Origin of the sequence: Rickettsia endosymbiont of Polydrusus tereticollis (assembly GCF_964026385.1) — a bacterium.
Taxonomy (GTDB): domain Bacteria; phylum Pseudomonadota; class Alphaproteobacteria; order Rickettsiales; family Rickettsiaceae; genus Rickettsia.
In genome coordinates this window covers 2013602-2031624 of the sequence record NZ_OZ032142.1, presented here as the reverse complement: position 1 = coordinate 2031624, position 18023 = coordinate 2013602, and the positions used below count along the sequence as shown (strand labels likewise).

The window sequence follows — 18023 nt, the reverse complement described above, 5'->3', positions numbered from 1 at the left end:
TTCTCCTTATATTTTATTAATATATTATCTTTCTCTTCCTTTGGTATTACGATGCTTAGGAGGAATAGAATTAGAGGAAGAACTGTTTTGCATTTTGTCTCTTATTTGATTTGCTTGTTTCTTTACTTTTTTATCATCCGCAATTTTATTTAATGTTTTATTACGCAAATCGTTATCGTTAACTATCCCATCGCTAACTATAGCTTTATGTTGATTTTCTAATAAAGAATGTTTTTGCTTAAGGTGTAGAGGGTTATCTAAATATTTTTTATTGTCATCTGCTGTTATTTTTTTACCAAATGCATCTATTGTATTTTTTCTTATTTTTAGTTTTTCTTCCTTTTGTTCTATTATTTTATCATTTTTAACTTTTAATTCATTTAACATTTCCACTATTGGCTTATGATCTTTTAATTTTTCTATGGAAAGATGTATTTTATGTTGTAGTTGTTCTTTTTCTTGAGGGGATAATTTTTGATCGGCAAGTTTTTTATTTAAATCATGGATTTCTTGATTTAACTTTTTTAGTTCTTCATGAGCTTCTGCGTGTTGTTGGTTGATTTCATCGCGATCGGCATAAAGTTGTTTATGTTCTTTATTTAATTCTTTAATTTTATCGGTACTTAAGATTTGCTCATCTAAATCACTTTCTTTAATTGGTTTTCCCTCATCAATAGCTTTATTAATCTTTTCTAGTTTTTTGATATCTTCATCTATTTCTTTTATAGATTTACTACTATTTTCTTCAAACCTATTTTGTACTAAATTAATATGCTCTTTTTTCTTTTGGGTTTCTTCTTTATATTTTTCAAGCTCTTCTAAAAGTTCTTTTTGTAATAATTCATTTTCTTTGAAATTTTTATCTTGATTAGTTGCTTGGTCAACTTCATGACTTTTGACCTTTGCATTTAAAGTTTCTTGCATGCCTGATATATCAAGCTTTATACCTAGTGCTTCTGCTTCTAAAACTAAGCCACCCGCAATAGCTAAAAAAGTGTCAGCTTGGGTACGTGTAGAAACATTACTCATTAATGATTTTAAGTCAGCCCACTTTTCCTTTATGGCGTTTCCAGGATCATTATCTGCTACTTTCGGCATTTTATACCTTACTACCTTTAAACTAAATCATTATATTTCTACTAAATATAATTAAACAATTCCTTAATTATAATGTCAATTGAATATGCCTATTTAGATATTTTAATCAACTGCCTTTAAATTTAGTGATAAAAAAACAATAATTTACTTTTTTCTTACACGCTTCTTATTAATCCTTTTTAGGAAAATATAATAATTTACCTATCTCTTCTTTTACCATTTGAGGGTCTTGATTCAAGTTGTAAACTTTAATAAGCTGTTCAGCTTCTTCTATCTCTCCTAACTCATAATAACTTATAGCTTTTACCAATAATACTCTTCTTCTATTTACCTCTGATATTTCCTCGGATTCATTAGTCAAAACGTAATTACAGCAATCCAGAGCCGGTTTGTAGTGTCCGATTGAGCTTAGTAATTCCGCCTTACGTCTATATAAATTTAATTCCTCATATTTCATTTTAAATCCTAAAGCTTCGTTTATAGACTTAAGTGCTTCATAATATTTTTTCTGATCTTGTAAATATATTGCTTTCATAGAGAGATAACATATTTGAAATTTTTTGCTGTTGTCGTTGTCCCCAAATTTCTTGTCTATTCCTAACCTTTCAGCTCTTCTAAAAAATTTCTCTGCCTCTTCAATTTTTTCTTCTTGCAATAAACTTAATGCCTTTTCTAGTAATACATCTATATTATTTATATCTTTAGTAAGTTGTTTATTTTGTTCTTTTTTAACTTCGATTTTTAGTCCTAATGCGTTGAGGCAATTTAATTTAAATTTGTTAGCACTTGGAGAATTAGGATTTAAAGTTAAAGCATAATTCAATTGAATAAGTGCCTTATGATATTTTTTTCTATGAAATAAACATATCCCTTTAAATGTAGAAAATGCCTCGTTTGTTTGATCATCATTTATTTTATTAAATATTTTATTCCTTAATACTCTATCAGCCTTTTCAAATTGTTTTTCTTCAATAAGCTTACCACCTATAATTAATAAAGTTGCTCCTTTAACAAAAATATAATCAGAGTTATTGGGATTTAATTCTATTGCTTTATTAAAAGCATTGAGTGCTTCAGTATGTGCTTTTAAAATATTTAATACGATTCCTTTATTATGGTAAGCACTAGCGTAATATGGATTTAACATAATTGCCGTATCATAAGCTTTAATTGCTTCTTCATTCTTATCCAATGCTTTTAAAGCTATTCCCTTATTATAATAAAACTTAGCTTCATCAGGTTTTGATTCTATGGCTTTATTAAAAGCTTCAAGTGCTTCTTCTTTTCTTTCTAGCCCCTGTAAAATACAGCCTTTGTTGCTATAAGCATTATAGTGATTGGGGTTTATCTCTATTGCTTTATTATAAGCTTCAAGTGCTTCCTCTTTTTTATTTAGCACTGCTAAAACAATACCTTTTGCATAATAAAGACCAGAATATTCTAATTTTAATTCCATTGCTTTGTTATAAGCTTTAAGTGCTTCTTCTGCTCTTCCTAATTTATATAAAGCTATTCCTTTATAATAGTAACTATAGCTATGATCAGGTTTAAGTGATATTGCTTTATTGTATACGTCTATCTCCTCTTGATGCCTACCTAAACGAGATAATGCTGTTCCTTTATAGTTATAATTCATTATATCATCAGATGCTAATTCTATTGCATTATTAAATGATTCCAGTGCTTTTTCTGGTTCTGTATCTAACTGAGACTTACCTAATGAATACCACTGTTCGCTCGTAAAAACTTGTACTTCCTCGTTTGTTGGCACGATACAACCTACTTTAATTTACCTAATTAAAACATAACATCCCTACGTTAACTTCTCAAAATAGATTATTTAAAGTAGCAGTATATTATACTGCTACTAGTAACAATTATACACGTATGGGGCTTTGCTTAACATCACACCAGCCAGTGTCAACAGGATTATCAACTAAAGGCAACTTCAAAGGTAAATAACATATAAAACTAGTCCCTTCGCCCCCTTGGCTTCTAACCCGGATATTGCATGAAGTGAGATTTAAAGTAAGAAATTGAGTAATTTATAATATTAGCAATGATACTTTTGTAAAAATTTTGCCAAAAAGTGCTTTGAAGCCGTTATTTTCAAATTTTAGATGTAATGCCCCTTACCCCATTTTTTCTAAGCACCGGGAACAGTGCTAATCTAGGTTATTCTAATGCTAATTTCTTCATCACATGATTCCATACCTGTCGGTAAGGATATGATGAAGATAACAAAAACTTAATACGCCTAGTATTACGGATAATTACTACCCCAATTTTTAATAATTTTAAACGTATTGTACCTATTTGTGCTTTTGCTAATGCACTACCTTGTAATAAATTACCTCTGATATATTCTACTAAAGTGTATGCAAGACCCGATAAAATCATTCTGAGCTGATTAGCCCACCATCTATGACAAGAAGTACGATCTGCAAATAATTCTAGTTGTTGCTCTTTTATACGGTTTTCCATATCACCACGACCACAGTAAACTTTGTCGTATAAATCTTCAGGTTTATCTGATAAATTAGTTACTATATACCTTGGATTTTCTCCAAGCATTGTCATTTCTGCCTTACCAATTATTCTACGTTCATGACTCCAACTACCAGCCTTATATGGAAACTCACTAAAAAGACGTTGCTTTTCTTGGGTTATAATAAATGCTGCTTTTGACTTCTCCATTGTAGGTTTCAGTAACTCATTTAGTCTGTTATTTTGGGGCATTCCTACAATATATTTTATATTATGAATATCACACCAATCAAACATCTGATGACGACAAAATCCACTATCACCACGAAAAATAATCTTTACCTCTGGCCAAGCTTGGCGAAAACGTTTTACTAACAATGATAATATTGCCCAAGAATGTTTTGCTTGATCCTGCTTTGACGTCCTAAGATAACTAACTAACAGATGCTTTCCACAAAAAACATACAAAGGTAAAAAGCAATTATGACCGTAATAACCATGATAAAACTTACCTTCCTGTTGCCCATGAATTTCATCATCCGTAGCATCAAAATCAAGTATTAGCTGCTTTGGTACTATTTTATGAGACTTAATAAATTTATCAAGCATTAGTTCATGCACTTTAATTGCAAAGTGTCTATCAGCATTGTTTTCTATACGACATAAGGTAGAACTACTTGCCATATCATCAATTGTTTCCATAGCTGTTTGCATAGCAGGACATTTTCGTAGATAATTGTGGTCATTTAAATCTTCATAACCTAATGCAATACCATAAATTCGTTGCCTCAGCATTGTTGCCATATTATGGGTAATTTTACTACCATCTCGTCTATCAGGAAATATTTTAGCAAGCTCCTCTGTTATACCAAGCCTTTTATCTGCTTCTCTTAATAACAACACACCTCCATCGCTACTAATATCACCTCCAGTGAAATTTATCTCTATTGTCCGATTTTTTACTTTGGAAAACTGGTAACTATATGCTATACAATTTGTCATGACAAAATCCTTTGTATTATTCTAATGAAATACCAGTATTATACAGCTTTACGAGGATTTTGTCTCCTATATCTCATGCAATATCCGGGTTAGAGGTTAGGAAAAAAATGATAAGTTATGCTTCAAATTTAACCATAGCAAGACAATGCAAACTTTTAGATTTAAACCGCTCAAGTTACTACTACCGAGCTAGGAATACCTTAGATGATAAGGAGTATAGAGTACTGAACAGAATTGATGAGATTTTTACAGAGCATCCCTATTATGGTACTAGAAGAATGTCTCATGTCCTAAAATCCGAAGGGTTAAATGTTAGTCGTAAGATGATAAGAAAATATTATAAAATACTTGGTATTGAAGCAGTATACCCAAAGATTAATTTAAGCCGTAGGAATCAGGCTCATAAAGTATACCCATATCTATTAAATAATATAGAGGTGGTTTGCTCCAATCAAGTTTACTGTGCAGATATTACTTACATAAGATTAAAGCAAGGTTTTGTATATTTGGTTGCTATAATGGATTGGTATAGTCGTTATATTTTGAGTTGGCGGGTGTCGATTAGTTTAGAAAATGATTTTTGTATTGAAGCTCTAAATGAAGCAATATCTATACATGGCAAGCCTGACATTTTTAATACGGATCAAGGAGTACAATTTACATCAAAAGATTTTACTCAAATACTTGAGCAACAAGGCATAGCTATTAGTATGGACGGCAAAGGCAGAGCCTTAGATAATGTATTTATTGAACGTTTTTGGCGATCTTTGAAACAAGAGAAGATTTATCGTTTTGATCTTGAAACAGTACGTGAAGCAAAGATAGCTATCAGAGATTATATAGAATTTTATAATCAGCAAAGACCTCATCAATCGCTTGAATATAAGACACCTGAAATGATACATTTTGCAGAAAAACTAGAAAATTATCAAGAGGCTATATGACATAGAAAATGCAAACTTTACTTTGAAAAACCAATACATTAATACAGGAGAATTACACCTCTAAAATTTAAAAAATTTGTCTAGACAAAGGTGATCTGTCAACAGTTTTCCGGACAGTTTTTTACGCACATTTTTGTATTTTTTCGTATTGTACTGGTGATAGATAATCGTTAGCAGAATGCATTCTTATACGATTATAAAATACCTCTATATATTCAAATATAGCATGTTTTGCTTCCTCCCTAGTTTTAAATTTATGTTGATAAATTAATTCTGTTTTTATAGTATGAAAAAAGCTTTCAGCAACAGCATTATCCCAGCAATTTCCTTTACGACTCATACTCTGTATAATACCATGTTGTTTTATAAGTTTTAAATGACTATCAGAACAATATTGGCTACCTCTATCAGTATGCCAAATAAGCTTTTTAGGTGGTTTACGTTGCCATATTGCCATTAGCAAAGCATTATTAACTAAATCAGCTTTCATATTACTATTCATTGACCAGCCTATTACTTTTCTAGAAAATAGATCAATAACTGTTGCTAAATATAACCATCCTTCTCCAGTTGGGATATAGCTAGAAGCTAATAAAACGGCTATGGACAATAATCTCTAAAGAGTTGATCAATATCACATTGATATTTTCTCCTAATAGATTTAGCTTGAGCCCATTTATGTTCAATTGGATTTAAATCTGGGCTATATGCCGGTAAATATTCAAGGATATGCCCAGCATTTTTGATATAATATTGCATATCTTTATTCTTATGAAAAGCAGCATTATCTAAAACAATTACACAACCATCTGGTAATTTAGGCATTAAATCCTCTTTTACCCAATGAGTAAAAGTTTGTGTATCAATATTATGTTCGAAAAGACTAACTGTCAAAAGTGCTTTGTCTAGCAAGGCTCCTATAGCATTAGTACGTCCTTTAGCTCCCCAATCATGTGTACCAAAACATCTTTCTCCCTTCATAGAATATCCATGAGTACGAGGCATGTCATGCATAAAACCACTTTCATCCAAGTATACTATAGGTTTTCCATCATGTGTATATTGAGTAATTTTATTTTGAAAGCATAACCTCTCTTTTGCTTTGGCTTTTGGGTGATTCAGTGTTTTTTTTATATGTAATATTTAAGCGTTTAAGAGCTCTCCAAATGCCATGTGTACTTACAACTAAACGTTCAGCTCTCTCATAATTATAAGCATCAGGATAGTCCTTGACATCTTGTTTTAATGCTTCCATGTTGATTTTTGTTGCAGGTTTATTACGAGTACGTGAAGGCTCCAAACGTTTTGCCCAACGCACTAATGTTGTCTTCCCTACATCAAAACGCTTGGCTGTTTGTACATAACTTAAACCTTCTTTGTTCTTTATCTTAAATACCTTTCTACGAAAATCTATACTATATGTCATAAGTCTTTTTTTATAGCCGTTTTATTAGCTTCTAGCTATATAGGTGATATCACCAACCCAATAACAATTAACATTAGAAACTTTAAACTGTCTATCCAATAAATTAGGAGCAACTTGCTTATTATGCTTAGAATCAGTAGTTGCTTTAAATTTATACTTAGTTTTACATACTAAGCCAGCTTCATTCATTAGTCTTGTAATTCTCCTACGACTAACAATTATGCCTTGCCTCAACAAAGCCTTTTTAATGGGTCTAGATCCATAATTTCGTCTACCTTCCTGAAAAATAGCTCTAACCTTACAGGTTAATTCTCTATTTTCTTTATCCCTATTGCATCCAGGGTTATTTAACCACTCATAATAACCGCTACGTGATACCTTCATACATTTGCACATAATTGCAATTGAGAAATCATCTTGATGCTTCTTTATCCATGCATACCTTACAGTGATGTGGCTATAGTATTCCGGACAGTTAGTATGAGACAATATTAACAGAAAGGAAATACAGTATGACAAAAACAAAAATGTATTCTAGTGAATTTAAAGAATCAGCAGTTAAATTGGCAACTGAATCGAAGCGACCTGTTATTCAGACTGCAAAAGAATTAGGTATCAGTAAGAATACTTTATATAGTTGGATAGATAAATATTCTAAACAATTTGAAGAATCAATAACAAGAACAGATGAACATCTGTATGATGAATTAAAAAGATTAAAGAAAGAGCTGGTGATAGTAACACAGGAGCGTGATATACTAAAAAAGGCTGCAGCGTACTTTGCAAAAGAGTCCCTGTAAGGTATGCATGGATAAAGAAGCATCAAGATGATTTCTCAATTGCAATTATGTGCAAATGTATGAAGGTATCACGTAGCGGTTATTATGAGTGGTTAAATAACCCTGGATGCAATAGGGATAAAGAAAATAGAGAATTAACCTGTAAGGTTAGAGCTATTTTTCAGGAAGGTAGACGAAATTATGGATCTAGACCCATTAAAAAGGCTTTGTTGAGGCAAGGCATAATTGTTAGTCGTAGGAGAATTACAAGACTAATGAATGAAGCTGGCTTAGTATGTAAAACTAAGTATAAATTTAAAGCAACTACTGATTCTAAGCATAATAAGCAAGTTGCTCCTAATTTATTGGATAGACAGTTTAAAGTTTCTAATGTTAATTGTTATTGGGTTGGTGATATCACCTATATCCCAACTGGAGAAGGATGGTTATATTTAGCAACAGTTATTGATCTATTTTCTAGAAAAGTAATAGGCTGGTCAATGAATAGTAATATGAAAGCTGATTTAGTTAATAATGCTTTGCTAATGGCAATATGGCAACGTAAACCACCTAAAAAGCTTATTTGGCATACTGATAGAGGTAGCCAATATTGTTCTGATAGTCATTTAAAACTTATAAAACAACATGGTATTATACAGAGTATGAGTCGTAAAGGAAATTGCTGGGATAATGCTGTTGCTGAAAGCTTTTTTCATACTATAAAAACAGAATTAATTTATCAACATAAATTTAAAACTAGGGAGGAAGCAAAACATGCTATATTTGAATATATAGAGGTATTTTATAATCGTATAAGAATGCATTCTGCTAACGATTATCTATCACCAGTACAATAGAAAAAATACAAAAATGTGCGTAAAAAACTGTCCGGAAAACTGTTGACAGATCATACTGCTAGTGGTAGACAAGTACTGACTCAAGCAGTAGACTCACTTGTTAACAACTACCGCTCTTCTAAATTATTACAGGATAGTTATCAATCTCAGTTTATGAGCTCACAAAGTTATCTTGACTCATTAAATGATAGATATAGTGATTTAACTACTACAGGAAATTCCATAGCAACTGAAATAGGTAAAAGATTAAGCTATGAAGAGGCGAAATCTATCGGTATTACTGATAGCCAGTATTTAGCCTTGCAGCAGATGAATTCAGACAGCACATCTGCTACTGATCATACTGGTAGTAGTAATAGAAAAGGAACTAGTACTAGTGCTACAGGAAGTATTGGTGTGAATACTATGTTTGGTAGTGGAATTATTGGAGTTACATCAACTAATGATCAAGGAAAAGAACAAGGAAAATCAGTTAATCAGCAACAATCATATAATGAAGCATTATCTAAGATTAAAAGTGCTACTAAAGATGGCAGATTAAGTAATGCAAGTAGTAGCATGCAGTCACTTAGCAATAATCTAAATAGTAATTTTTCTGAGCAACAATCTGTAGGGCAAGAAATAGCAAGCACTAAACAAAATATAGAGCAATTAAGTTATAATATGAATTATATTGCACAAAACTCGGCTGCTATTGATCGTAATTTAAATGAACCAGTATTGAATAGCATAATTGCAAAAAATATTCCTGGAGTAAATAGCAAGGAGCAAGCAGCAGCGTGGGTGAGTACTCACACACAAGAAGCTGAGCAAATAGCTTTAGATATAGCTAAAATTAACAATACTATACCTAAAAACTTAAGCTCTGTAAGTAGAGTCAATATTCCATCTAAAGAAAGCTTACGATCAAGTTTTGATGAAAATAAACAACGATTAAATGATCAAGCTGCTATTAGTAGTATTGATGATAGAAAAAATGATATTTATGATAAAAATGTAGAACAAATGCTAATTAATAATGTAGGTAATAATGAAGTAGAAAAAGTAAAGCTTCTTGAGCAGTTATCTGATAAAGTAAAAGATAAGAGGGAACAAATTGAAGATGAATTTAATAAAACTCCTGAATCAACGATTGTCAGAACTGGCCAGCAAATAGCAGATAATATTGGCATTAGCGATAAGGCGATAAAGAAAAGAAACATTAAACTACCAGGCTATAAAAATGACAATAATTAAAAGAAATTTATGAAAAATATCAAAAAATTAGCATTCATATTTATCTTGCCATTAATATTTTTTAGCAGTATTTTTGCAGAAAATACCACTAGTATTGTTAATGAAAAACCACAACCAATAGATCTACAAAGCAAGATTCAAGATCTAAACATTTTAGCAGAAGAATATTTTAATAAAGAGCGTGGTAGAGCAATTATTGTTGATTTAACAGGTAGCTTTACTGATCGATTTTTTGATCCAAAATGTGATAAGATACTTAATCCTTTGCAAGAGAATACTTCAGCATGGTTACCATGGAATGATTGTCATGAAATTTGGGATTATAATGATATAGCCAGTAGTTTTAGTAATTATAATCCAAAATTAGATGATTTTTTTGCTAAAAGTGCTGAGCTAGTATTAGCTGAAGGATTAAGATTATATCAGGATAGTAAAGACATCAAAAAGCTAATAAATACTATTCTTTATGCAAATAATAAGGAATTTGTTAGGATCTTTAAAAACAGTGCAGTAGCCGGTATAATTAGCAGTAGTGCCCCTGAGACTTCCTCAGGTATTCAAGCAACTGTTAGTAAAAATATTGAAGCTCTGCAACATTTAAAGCCTGATGGTAGTTTTAGTATTAGAAAGTGGTTTACTGCGGACAAAGGTTGGTTATTTATAACTAGTACTCCTAATCAGAGAGTAATGCTACGACCACTTATTGCTGCATGGATTAGCATAGCGATAAAAGCATTAATGAATAGGAACATCAATAATACTCATAGTAATATGTGGTTTGTGATTGATGAGCTGCCAGCTTTACAAAAGATATCTTCACTCCCTATAGCTTTAGCTGAAAGCAGGAAATATGGTGGCTGCGTTGTTGCAGGCATGCAGAATATTCATCAATTAGAGGAGATATATGGCCATGCAGGAGCAGCTTCAATGCTTGATTTATTTGGCAGTAAATTTATTTTTCGGGTAAGTGATCAACAAACAGCACATAAATCAGCTTTAATGCTTGGTGAGCAAGAAATTATTGAAACTCAAGAGAATCTCTCTTATGGTGCTAACTCTATGCGGGATGGAGTTAATATGAATCATTTAGAGAAAAGGAAATTATTAGTAATGCCTTCTGAAATCATGAATCTACCAGATCTTACCTGTTATGTAAAACTTGTGGGTAATTTCCCTATTACTAAATTACAAATGAATTTACAAACTTGATTTCAATGCAAAAATATAGAAACCATTTTAATGGCATTTTTAAAAGATTTCAATTGTTTGATAGGGGGATATACCTTATAAAGAAAAATCCTATTATAATGCCCCTTTAAATCGCTAATTTAGTATTACGAGTTTTAGAGGTAAGCTGTGTATAAAAAACTTTTTTGTTATTTCAGAATTTTTTATAAATGATTTTTCAAACAGCAGAGTAAATTTTACAAGAAATATGTTTACTCTAAAGAACTAATAAAAGCTTCATCAAGACCGGTTACACTAGAAATTAAAGCAATATTGCAACCTTGAGCTAACATTTTCTTTGCTACCTCTACTGCTTTATTATATTCCCCTTCAGCTTTTCCTTCAGCTTTTCCTTCAGCTTTTCCTTCAGCTTTTCCTTCAGCTTTTCCAATTTGGATACCTTTAGCTTCACCAATTTGGATACCTTTAGCTTTACCAATTTGGATACCTTGAGCTTCACCAACTTGTAAGCCTTCAAGAATACCTAATTCTTTTCCTTCTTGTTGCCAATGCTCTGCTAAACTTCTCATAAGCCTTGTTCCTATTTCTGGATTCAACTTTGTTGATAATAAATTCTCTAGTTTTATTTTATCATCTTGCTCTATCTTCGTCAATGTATAATATAATATCATTTCTAGATAATCATAACCTATCGTTATTTTGGTTAATTCCGGTAATATATCTGATATTTCTTGCCATCTTTTTAATAATTCCCTCTCATTTATATGCTTGAGAAAAAATTCTAATATCCCTGACCATATCCTTTGTTTAAACTCTTCGTCAGGAATTTCATGGACATTCACCAATTGGTAATCACTAATCCATAATTCTCTTGCTAATTTGTTATTGGCAAATAAATCCCACAAATTCCTTGCAACATTATATTTCTCCTGACCATTGTAAAATATCATCGGGTATATTAATGGTAAAGTCTTAGCTTTAGGATTTTGTATTAAATATCGCTCACAAATATTAATCATATATTTAAATAGCCTAAAAGCCATAAAATGATCTGCTTGTGATTGATGCTCGACAAGTAAAAATAAATATCCGTCTTGTTTATCAAATTTGCATGAGAATAAAACATCAGAGATAGAATCTTTTAAAGAGCTTTCTACAAAAGTGGTATTTTCCATTGCTAAACTAGGAAAATCTATTAAACTTTTAATATTTGGGGGCAAATGTGCATTAAAGAACTCATGGGCAACTAGAGGATTCTCTAGTGCCTTACGAAATATCTTATCATGCTTAGCTTTCTTCGTGCCTTTATCTGGATCACCCAGCAGGTTTCCTTGTTCACTCATATATTTATATTTTTTAACTTGATAAAATATTATTACACTACACTCTAAACTCTTATTCCTTGATTTAGCTTGATCTCAGATACTTGCTTTACTGCACTTCTTATTTCTTTAGCTATTTCTGAGCTTGGACTTATATATTGCATTACTTGTTTATCTCTTCCTATGGCATTTAAGTAATCTTCAGGGACGAAATGGCTTTTGCCTTGAAAATCATATACTACTATATCAGAAAATTTTTTATCACCAAGATTATAATTAGGATCAAATTTATTCTGCATAATTTGTAAATCTTTCTGTATCTTCTGCTCTATTGCTGCTATGCAAATCTTGTTACTATAAGCAGTACAAGAATCTATACCTTTTTCTCTGTAGATTTGTAAAGCAGTATCGATATTTTCTGCTGTGCCAAACTTGGCTAGAGCTGTTATTTGCTGTTGCTGCAAATTATTTAGTCCGTTATTATCGTTATTTACCATTTTTGAAAATAGTAATTCTATAGACTGAAATTGTGATTTGCTATCATCACTTGCTTTTAAGGATGACTGTTTAGTTATTTTACTAGCTACTGTTAATTTTGCTATTTCAGGCTCTATAAGCTTGTTTATAGATTCTGCTCCTTGGGATTTTAACATATCGTTAAAATCGCCTTTTTCTGGTGGTCGTATTATTGATACCACAGCTCCTTTGCTAATTAATTCTTCCTGAGCTTTCATTACAGTGTGAACTGATACTGCGTCTTTGCCATCATTATCAGCAGCAATTATTATTCTTTCTCCTTTGATAGGCTCATAGTTCCTAATGTTACTTACACCTAAACTACAAAGAATTTTGCCTTTAATACCAGCTTCCCTAATACTTAAAGCGGTCTCAAGCCCCTCTGCTATAATCGTTACATTACTTGCTGAATTATTGCCATCTTTACTGTTTTGTACGTTCTGCTGTTCATTATTTTTACTAATCTCAACAAAAGAACCTCTGATTCTGCCAAAAGAACGTTTATTAACCTCAATATCAGCTTTATTATTTGTGTCTTTGTTTAAATAAATTGATTGTCTATAATGGTACCCAAAAACTAGACAAGAAAATAGAGAAAAGTAGGTATAATATCTCCTAGGAAAAGGAGCAAAAAATGAAAAAACAAGTTAAAAAATATAGTGCAGAAGAAAAAGCAAAAATAGCAATTGAAGCAATATCTGGAGAAATGACTATAGCTCAAATTACCAGCAAATATGGTGTTCACGCTAATCAGATTTATAAATGGAAGAAAGAAGCTTTAGATTTTATGGTTTCTGGATTTAAATCGAAATCTAAACAACAAGATACCGGCCAAGAAGATTTAATTAAATCATTATTTGAGCAAATAGGCCAGTTAACAGTTGAAAGAGACTGGCTTAAAAAAAAATCTAGTATCTTTGGATTTAGAGGTTAGGAAAAAAATGATAAGTTATGCTTCAAATTTAACCATAGCAAGACAATGCAAACTTTTAGATTTAAACCGCTCAAGTTACTACTACCGAGCTAGGAATACCTTAGATGATAAGGAGTATAGAGTACTGAACAGAATTGATGAGATTTTTACAGAGCATCCCTATTATGGTACTAGAAGAATGTCTCATGTCCTAAAATCCGAAGGGTTAAATGTTAGTCGTAAGATGATAAGAAAATATTATAAAATACTTGGTATTGAAGCAGTATACCCAAAGATTAATTTAAGCCGTAGGAATCAGGCTCATAAAGTATACCCATATCTATTAAATAATATAGAGGTGGTTTGCTCCAATCAAGTTTACTGTGCAGATATTACTTACATAAGATTAAAGCAAGGTTTTGTATATTTGGTTGCTATAATGGATTGGTATAGTCGTTATATTTTGAGTTGGCGGGTGTCGATTAGTTTAGAAAATGATTTTTGTATTGAAGCTCTAAATGAAGCAATATCTATACATGGCAAGCCTGACATTTTTAATACGGATCAAGGAGTACAATTTACATCAAAAGATTTTACTCAAATACTTGAGCAACAAGGCATAGCTATTAGTATGGACGGCAAAGGCAGAGCCTTAGATAATGTATTTATTGAACGTTTTTGGCGATCTTTGAAACAAGAGAAGATTTATCGTTTTGATCTTGAAACAGTACGTGAAGCAAAGATAGCTATCAGAGATTATATAGAATTTTATAATCAGCAAAGACCTCATCAATCGCTTGAATATAAGACACCTGAAATGATACATTTTGCAGAAAAACTAGAAAATTATCAAGAGGCTATATGACATAGAAAATGCAAACTTTACTTTGAAAAACCAATACATTAATACAGGAGAATTACACCTCTAAAATTTAAAAAATTTGTCTAGACAAAGGGTACCACCTCAGAGTTTCCATATAAGGCTGGTAGTTGGAGTCATGAACGTAGAATAATTGGTAAGGCAGAAATGACAATGCTTGGAGAAAATCCAAGGTATATAGTAACTAATTTATCAGATAAACCTGAAGATTTATACGACAAAGTTTACTGTGGTCGTGGTGATATGGAAAACCGTATAAAAGAGCAACAACTAGAATTATTTGCAGATCGTACTTCTTGTCATAGATGGTGGGCTAACCCGGATATTGCATGAAGTGAGATTTAAAGTAAGAAATTGAGTAATTTATAATATTAGCAATGATACTTTTGTAAAAATTTTGCCAAAAAATGCTTTGAAGCCGTTATTTTCAAATTTTAGATGTAATGCCCCTTACCCCATTTTTTCTAAGCACCGGGAACAGTGCTAATCTAGGTTATTCTAATGCTAATTTCTTCATCACATGATTCCATACCTGTCGGTAAGGATATGATGAAGATAACAAAAACTTAATACGCCTAGTATTACGGATAATTACTACCCCAATTTTTAATAATTTTAAACGTATTGTACCTATTTGTGCTTTTGCTAATGCACTACCTTGTAATAAATTACCTCTGATATATTCTACTAAAGTGTATGCAAGACCCGATAAAATCATTCTGAGCTGATTAGCCCACCATCTATGACAAGAAGTACGATCTGCAAATAATTCTAGTTGTTGCTCTTTTATACGGTTTTCCATATCACCACGACCACAGTAAACTTTGTCGTATAAATCTTCAGGTTTATCTGATAAATTAGTTACTATATACCTTGGATTTTCTCCAAGCATTGTCATTTCTGCCTTACCAATTATTCTACGTTCATGACTCCAACTACCAGCCTTATATGGAAACTCACTAAAAAGACGTTGCTTTTCTTGGGTTATAATAAATGCTGCTTTTGACTTCTCCATTGTAGGTTTCAGTAACTCATTTAGTCTGTTATTTTGGGGCATTCCTACAATATATTTTATATTATGAATATCACACCAATCAAACATCTGATGACGACAAAATCCACTATCACCACGAAAAATAATCTTTACCTCTGGCCAAGCTTGGCGAAAACGTTTTACTAACAATGATAATATTGCCCAAGAATGTTTTGCTTGATCCTGCTTTGACGTCCTAAGATAACTAACTAACAGATGCTTTCCACAAAAAACATACAAAGGTAAAAAGCAATTATGACCGTAATAACCATGATAAAACTTACCTTCCTGTTGCCCATGAATTTCATCATCCGTAGCATCAAAATCAAGTATTAGCTGCTTTGGTACTATTTTATGAGACTTAATAAATTTATCAAGCATTAGTTCATGCACTTTAATTGCAAAGTGTCTATCAGCATTGTTTTCTATACGACATAAGGTAGAACTACTTGCCATATCATCAATTGTTTCCATAGCTGTTTGCATAGCAGGACATTTTCGTAGATAATTGTGGTCATTTAAATCTTCATAACCTAATGCAATACCATAAATTCGTTGCCTCAGCATTGTTGCCATATTATGGGTAATTTTACTACCATCTCGTCTATCAGGAAATATTTTAGCAAGCTCCTCTGTTATACCAAGCCTTTTATCTGCTTCTCTTAATAACAACACACCTCCATCGCTACTAATATCACCTCCAGTGAAATTTATCTCTATTGTCCGATTTTTTACTTTGGAAAACTGGTAACTATATGCTATACAATTTGTCATGACAAAATCCTTTGTATTATTCTAATGAAATACCAGTATTATACAGCTTTACGAGGATTTTGTCTCCTATATCTCATGCAATATCCGGGCTAATCAGCTCAGAATGATTTTATCGGGTCTTGCATACACTTTAGTAGAATATATCAGAGGTAATTTATTACAAGGTAGTGCATTAGCAAAAGCACAAATAGGTACAATACGTTTAAAATTATTAAAAATTGGGGTAGTAATTATCCGTAATACTAGGCGTATTAAGTTTTTGTTATCTTCATCATATCCTTACCGACAGGTATGGAATCATGTGATGAAGAAATTAGCATTAGAATAACCTAGATTAGCACTGTTCCCGGTGCTTAGAAAAAATGGGGTAAGGGGCATTACATCTAAAATTTGAAAATAACGGCTTCAAAGCACTTTTTGGCAAAATTTTTACAAAAGTATCATTGCTAATATTATAAATTACTCAATTTCTTACTTTAAATCTCACTTCATGCAATATCCGGGCTAAGTATATTGTTATAATAATCCAGTAATTCTTCAGCACAATTTACCACACTAGCTAAATAATCCTTTTTTTCAGGATTATCTTCTATTTCATAAAGAGCTGTTACTAGTGAAAAAATCCCATTACATGGAATCTTTAATCCATGTACCATATTTTGAACCACATCTCTTTTAAATAACTCAGATTCTTTCAATTTATTATTTGCTTCTTGTAATTCTAATTTATATTTAATTATATCAGTATAATTTGTGATCGTCGAGTTAATGATATTCTCTTCTTGCTGATATGGTATTAATGTGACAGATATGGGAGATAATTGAAGATTCCAATTTGTTTTAGTAAGATTAGTAATATTATGATTATCTTTTGGTTGATTTTGATTATTAATTGTCATAGCATTTCCTTGCTGTTAAAGTTAAGAAAACAGCTCAGAGGTTAAGGTGATAAAATTTTGTAGTTTTTAATTTAACCTCTGAACTAGAGCTGCACCATGCAGCCCTCACAAGGACAGATATCCTAACTATTCCATGAAGTACAGAGGATTTAAGAGCTTTTTTGACAAACTTTGCACAATTTAATAAACAGCTGCATAAAAGAGACACTGCTAAATTACTATTGTTTGTTTGCTCAACTTTTTATCTATTATATATAAATCAACAGTAGCATTAATTATGCTACAAAAAACATCACAAATTCCTTCGAGTACAGCATTTTGCTGGCATTTAAGTCTATTTTATACTATAATTATAGTGTAAATATTTGAATAATAATTTCATGTCAGTAAAGAACTCAGATAAACCGCAACCATTCCTACAATGGGTTGGTGGTAAAAGAAAAATTGCCGATCAATTAATTAAGTTTTTTCCATCAACACTAAATAACTACTATGAACCATTCCTTGGTGGTGGGGCTTTATTTTTTCAAGTTAGAGATAAATTTAAACATTGCTTCCTATCTGATATTAATCTAGAGCTAGTAACATCCTATAACGCAGTTAAGAAGAATCCAGATAAGGTCAGTAAACTATTAGTGATGTGGCTATAGTATTCCGGACAGTTAGTAT

The 18023-nt window shown here is 31.6% G+C and carries 16 protein-coding genes and 4 pseudogenes; 9 read left to right on the top strand and 11 right to left on the bottom strand.

What is annotated here, in order from left to right:
- Nucleotides 1–24 precede the first annotated feature (24 nt).
- From AAGD48_RS09865 to AAGD48_RS09855, 3 genes are all read right to left on the bottom strand, one after another.
- On the bottom strand, nt 25–1098 hold the full coding sequence (locus AAGD48_RS09865) for a hypothetical protein (protein WP_341789871.1): 1074 nt from the start codon (nt 1096–1098) through the stop codon (nt 25–27).
- 169 nt (nt 1099–1267) lie between these two features.
- Nucleotides 1268–2869 carry a tetratricopeptide repeat protein gene (locus AAGD48_RS09860; protein ID WP_341789870.1) on the bottom strand — a complete coding sequence of 534 codons (1602 nt, stop codon included), beginning with the start codon at nt 2867–2869 and terminating at the stop codon, nt 1268–1270.
- A gap of 404 nt (nt 2870–3273) precedes the next feature.
- Nucleotides 3274–4587 carry an IS1380 family transposase gene (locus AAGD48_RS09855; RefSeq protein WP_341789277.1) on the bottom strand — a complete coding sequence of 438 codons (1314 nt, stop codon included), beginning with the start codon at nt 4585–4587 and terminating at the stop codon, nt 3274–3276.
- Nucleotides 4588–4646: 59 nt separating this feature from the next.
- Here AAGD48_RS09855 and AAGD48_RS09850 point away from each other — a divergent pair, with 59 nt between their 5' ends.
- Nucleotides 4647–5531 carry an IS3 family transposase gene (locus tag AAGD48_RS09850; RefSeq protein ID WP_341789869.1) on the top strand — a complete coding sequence of 295 codons (885 nt, stop codon included), beginning with the start codon at nt 4647–4649 and terminating at the stop codon, nt 5529–5531.
- Nucleotides 5532–5652: 121 nt separating this feature from the next.
- On the opposite strand, the pseudogene AAGD48_RS09845 reads toward AAGD48_RS09850, so the two are convergent.
- The 4 genes and pseudogenes from AAGD48_RS09845 to AAGD48_RS09830 form a co-directional block, all read right to left on the bottom strand.
- Nucleotides 5653–6114 (bottom strand): annotated as a pseudogene (locus AAGD48_RS09845) (IS3 family transposase); the annotation flags it as partial.
- A gap of 17 nt (nt 6115–6131) precedes the next feature.
- The gene (locus tag AAGD48_RS09840; RefSeq protein WP_341790737.1) at nt 6132–6602 is read right to left on the bottom strand and encodes an IS630 family transposase; all 471 of its coding nucleotides are present in this window, start codon (nt 6600–6602) and stop codon (nt 6132–6134) included.
- Nucleotide 6603: 1 nt separating this feature from the next.
- Nucleotides 6604–6957, bottom strand: coding sequence for an IS630 transposase-related protein (locus AAGD48_RS09835; protein WP_341789396.1), 354 nt, complete (start codon nt 6955–6957; stop codon nt 6604–6606).
- 24 nt (nt 6958–6981) lie between these two features.
- The gene (locus AAGD48_RS09830) at nt 6982–7341 is read right to left on the bottom strand and encodes an IS3 family transposase (protein ID WP_341789868.1); all 360 of its coding nucleotides are present in this window, start codon (nt 7339–7341) and stop codon (nt 6982–6984) included.
- A 128-nt stretch (nt 7342–7469) separates the two neighbouring features.
- Between AAGD48_RS09830 and AAGD48_RS09820 the strand changes: the two genes are divergently transcribed.
- From AAGD48_RS09820 to AAGD48_RS09810, 3 genes and pseudogenes are all read left to right on the top strand, one after another.
- Nucleotides 7470–8593 (top strand): IS3 family transposase gene (locus AAGD48_RS09820; RefSeq protein ID WP_410526016.1). Its coding sequence is split into 2 segments (ribosomal slippage): nt 7470–7716 and nt 7716–8593, totalling 1125 coding nucleotides; the frame shifts between segments, so codons are not numbered across the junction.
- A gap of 42 nt (nt 8594–8635) precedes the next feature.
- A complete protein-coding gene (locus AAGD48_RS09815) occupies nt 8636–9829 on the top strand; it encodes a hypothetical protein (RefSeq protein ID WP_341789867.1) in 1194 nt (397 codons plus the stop codon).
- Nucleotides 9830–10003: 174 nt separating this feature from the next.
- A pseudogene (locus tag AAGD48_RS09810) lies at nt 10004–11038 on the top strand (type IV secretion system DNA-binding domain-containing protein); the annotation flags it as partial.
- 230 nt (nt 11039–11268) lie between these two features.
- Here AAGD48_RS09810 and AAGD48_RS09805 read toward each other — a convergent pair.
- Both AAGD48_RS09805 and AAGD48_RS09800 read right to left on the bottom strand, forming a co-directional pair.
- Nucleotides 11269–12360 (bottom strand): Rpn family recombination-promoting nuclease/putative transposase, encoded by a 1092-nt coding sequence (locus tag AAGD48_RS09805; protein ID WP_341789865.1) that lies wholly within the window; start codon nt 12358–12360, stop codon nt 11269–11271.
- 44 nt (nt 12361–12404) lie between these two features.
- A pseudogene (locus AAGD48_RS09800) lies at nt 12405–13412 on the bottom strand (toprim domain-containing protein); the annotation flags it as partial.
- 77 nt (nt 13413–13489) lie between these two features.
- On the opposite strand from AAGD48_RS09800, the gene AAGD48_RS09795 reads away from it, so the two are divergent.
- The 3 genes from AAGD48_RS09795 to AAGD48_RS09785 all read left to right on the top strand — a co-directional run bounded on the left by AAGD48_RS09795 (nt 13490) and on the right by AAGD48_RS09785 (nt 14981).
- Nucleotides 13490–13789: a transposase gene (locus tag AAGD48_RS09795; protein ID WP_045812944.1), complete on the top strand. Its 300-nt coding sequence runs from the start codon at nt 13490–13492 to the stop codon at nt 13787–13789.
- A gap of 7 nt (nt 13790–13796) precedes the next feature.
- Nucleotides 13797–14633, top strand: coding sequence for an IS3 family transposase (locus AAGD48_RS09790; RefSeq protein ID WP_341789327.1), 837 nt, complete (start codon nt 13797–13799; stop codon nt 14631–14633).
- Nucleotides 14634–14777: 144 nt separating this feature from the next.
- The gene (locus AAGD48_RS09785) at nt 14778–14981 is read left to right on the top strand and encodes a transposase (protein WP_410526044.1); all 204 of its coding nucleotides are present in this window, start codon (nt 14778–14780) and stop codon (nt 14979–14981) included.
- A 160-nt stretch (nt 14982–15141) separates the two neighbouring features.
- Here AAGD48_RS09785 and AAGD48_RS09780 read toward each other — a convergent pair whose 3' ends face one another.
- Entirely contained in the window at nt 15142–16455 is a 1314-nt protein-coding gene (locus tag AAGD48_RS09780) for an IS1380 family transposase (RefSeq protein ID WP_341789277.1), read from the bottom strand.
- A 103-nt stretch (nt 16456–16558) separates the two neighbouring features.
- Between AAGD48_RS09780 and AAGD48_RS09775 the strand changes: the two genes are divergently transcribed.
- Nucleotides 16559–16783, top strand: a complete 225-nt coding sequence (locus AAGD48_RS09775) for a transposase (protein WP_341789864.1) — start codon at nt 16559–16561, stop codon at nt 16781–16783.
- Nucleotides 16784–16943: 160 nt separating this feature from the next.
- Here the strand turns inward: AAGD48_RS09775 and AAGD48_RS09770 are convergent, their stop codons facing one another.
- Nucleotides 16944–17354 carry a hypothetical protein gene (locus AAGD48_RS09770; RefSeq protein ID WP_341789863.1) on the bottom strand — a complete coding sequence of 137 codons (411 nt, stop codon included), beginning with the start codon at nt 17352–17354 and terminating at the stop codon, nt 16944–16946.
- A gap of 380 nt (nt 17355–17734) precedes the next feature.
- Here AAGD48_RS09770 and AAGD48_RS09765 point away from each other — a divergent pair.
- Nucleotides 17735–17989 (top strand): annotated as a pseudogene (locus tag AAGD48_RS09765) (DNA adenine methylase); the annotation flags it as partial.
- Nucleotides 17990–18023 lie beyond the last annotated feature (34 nt).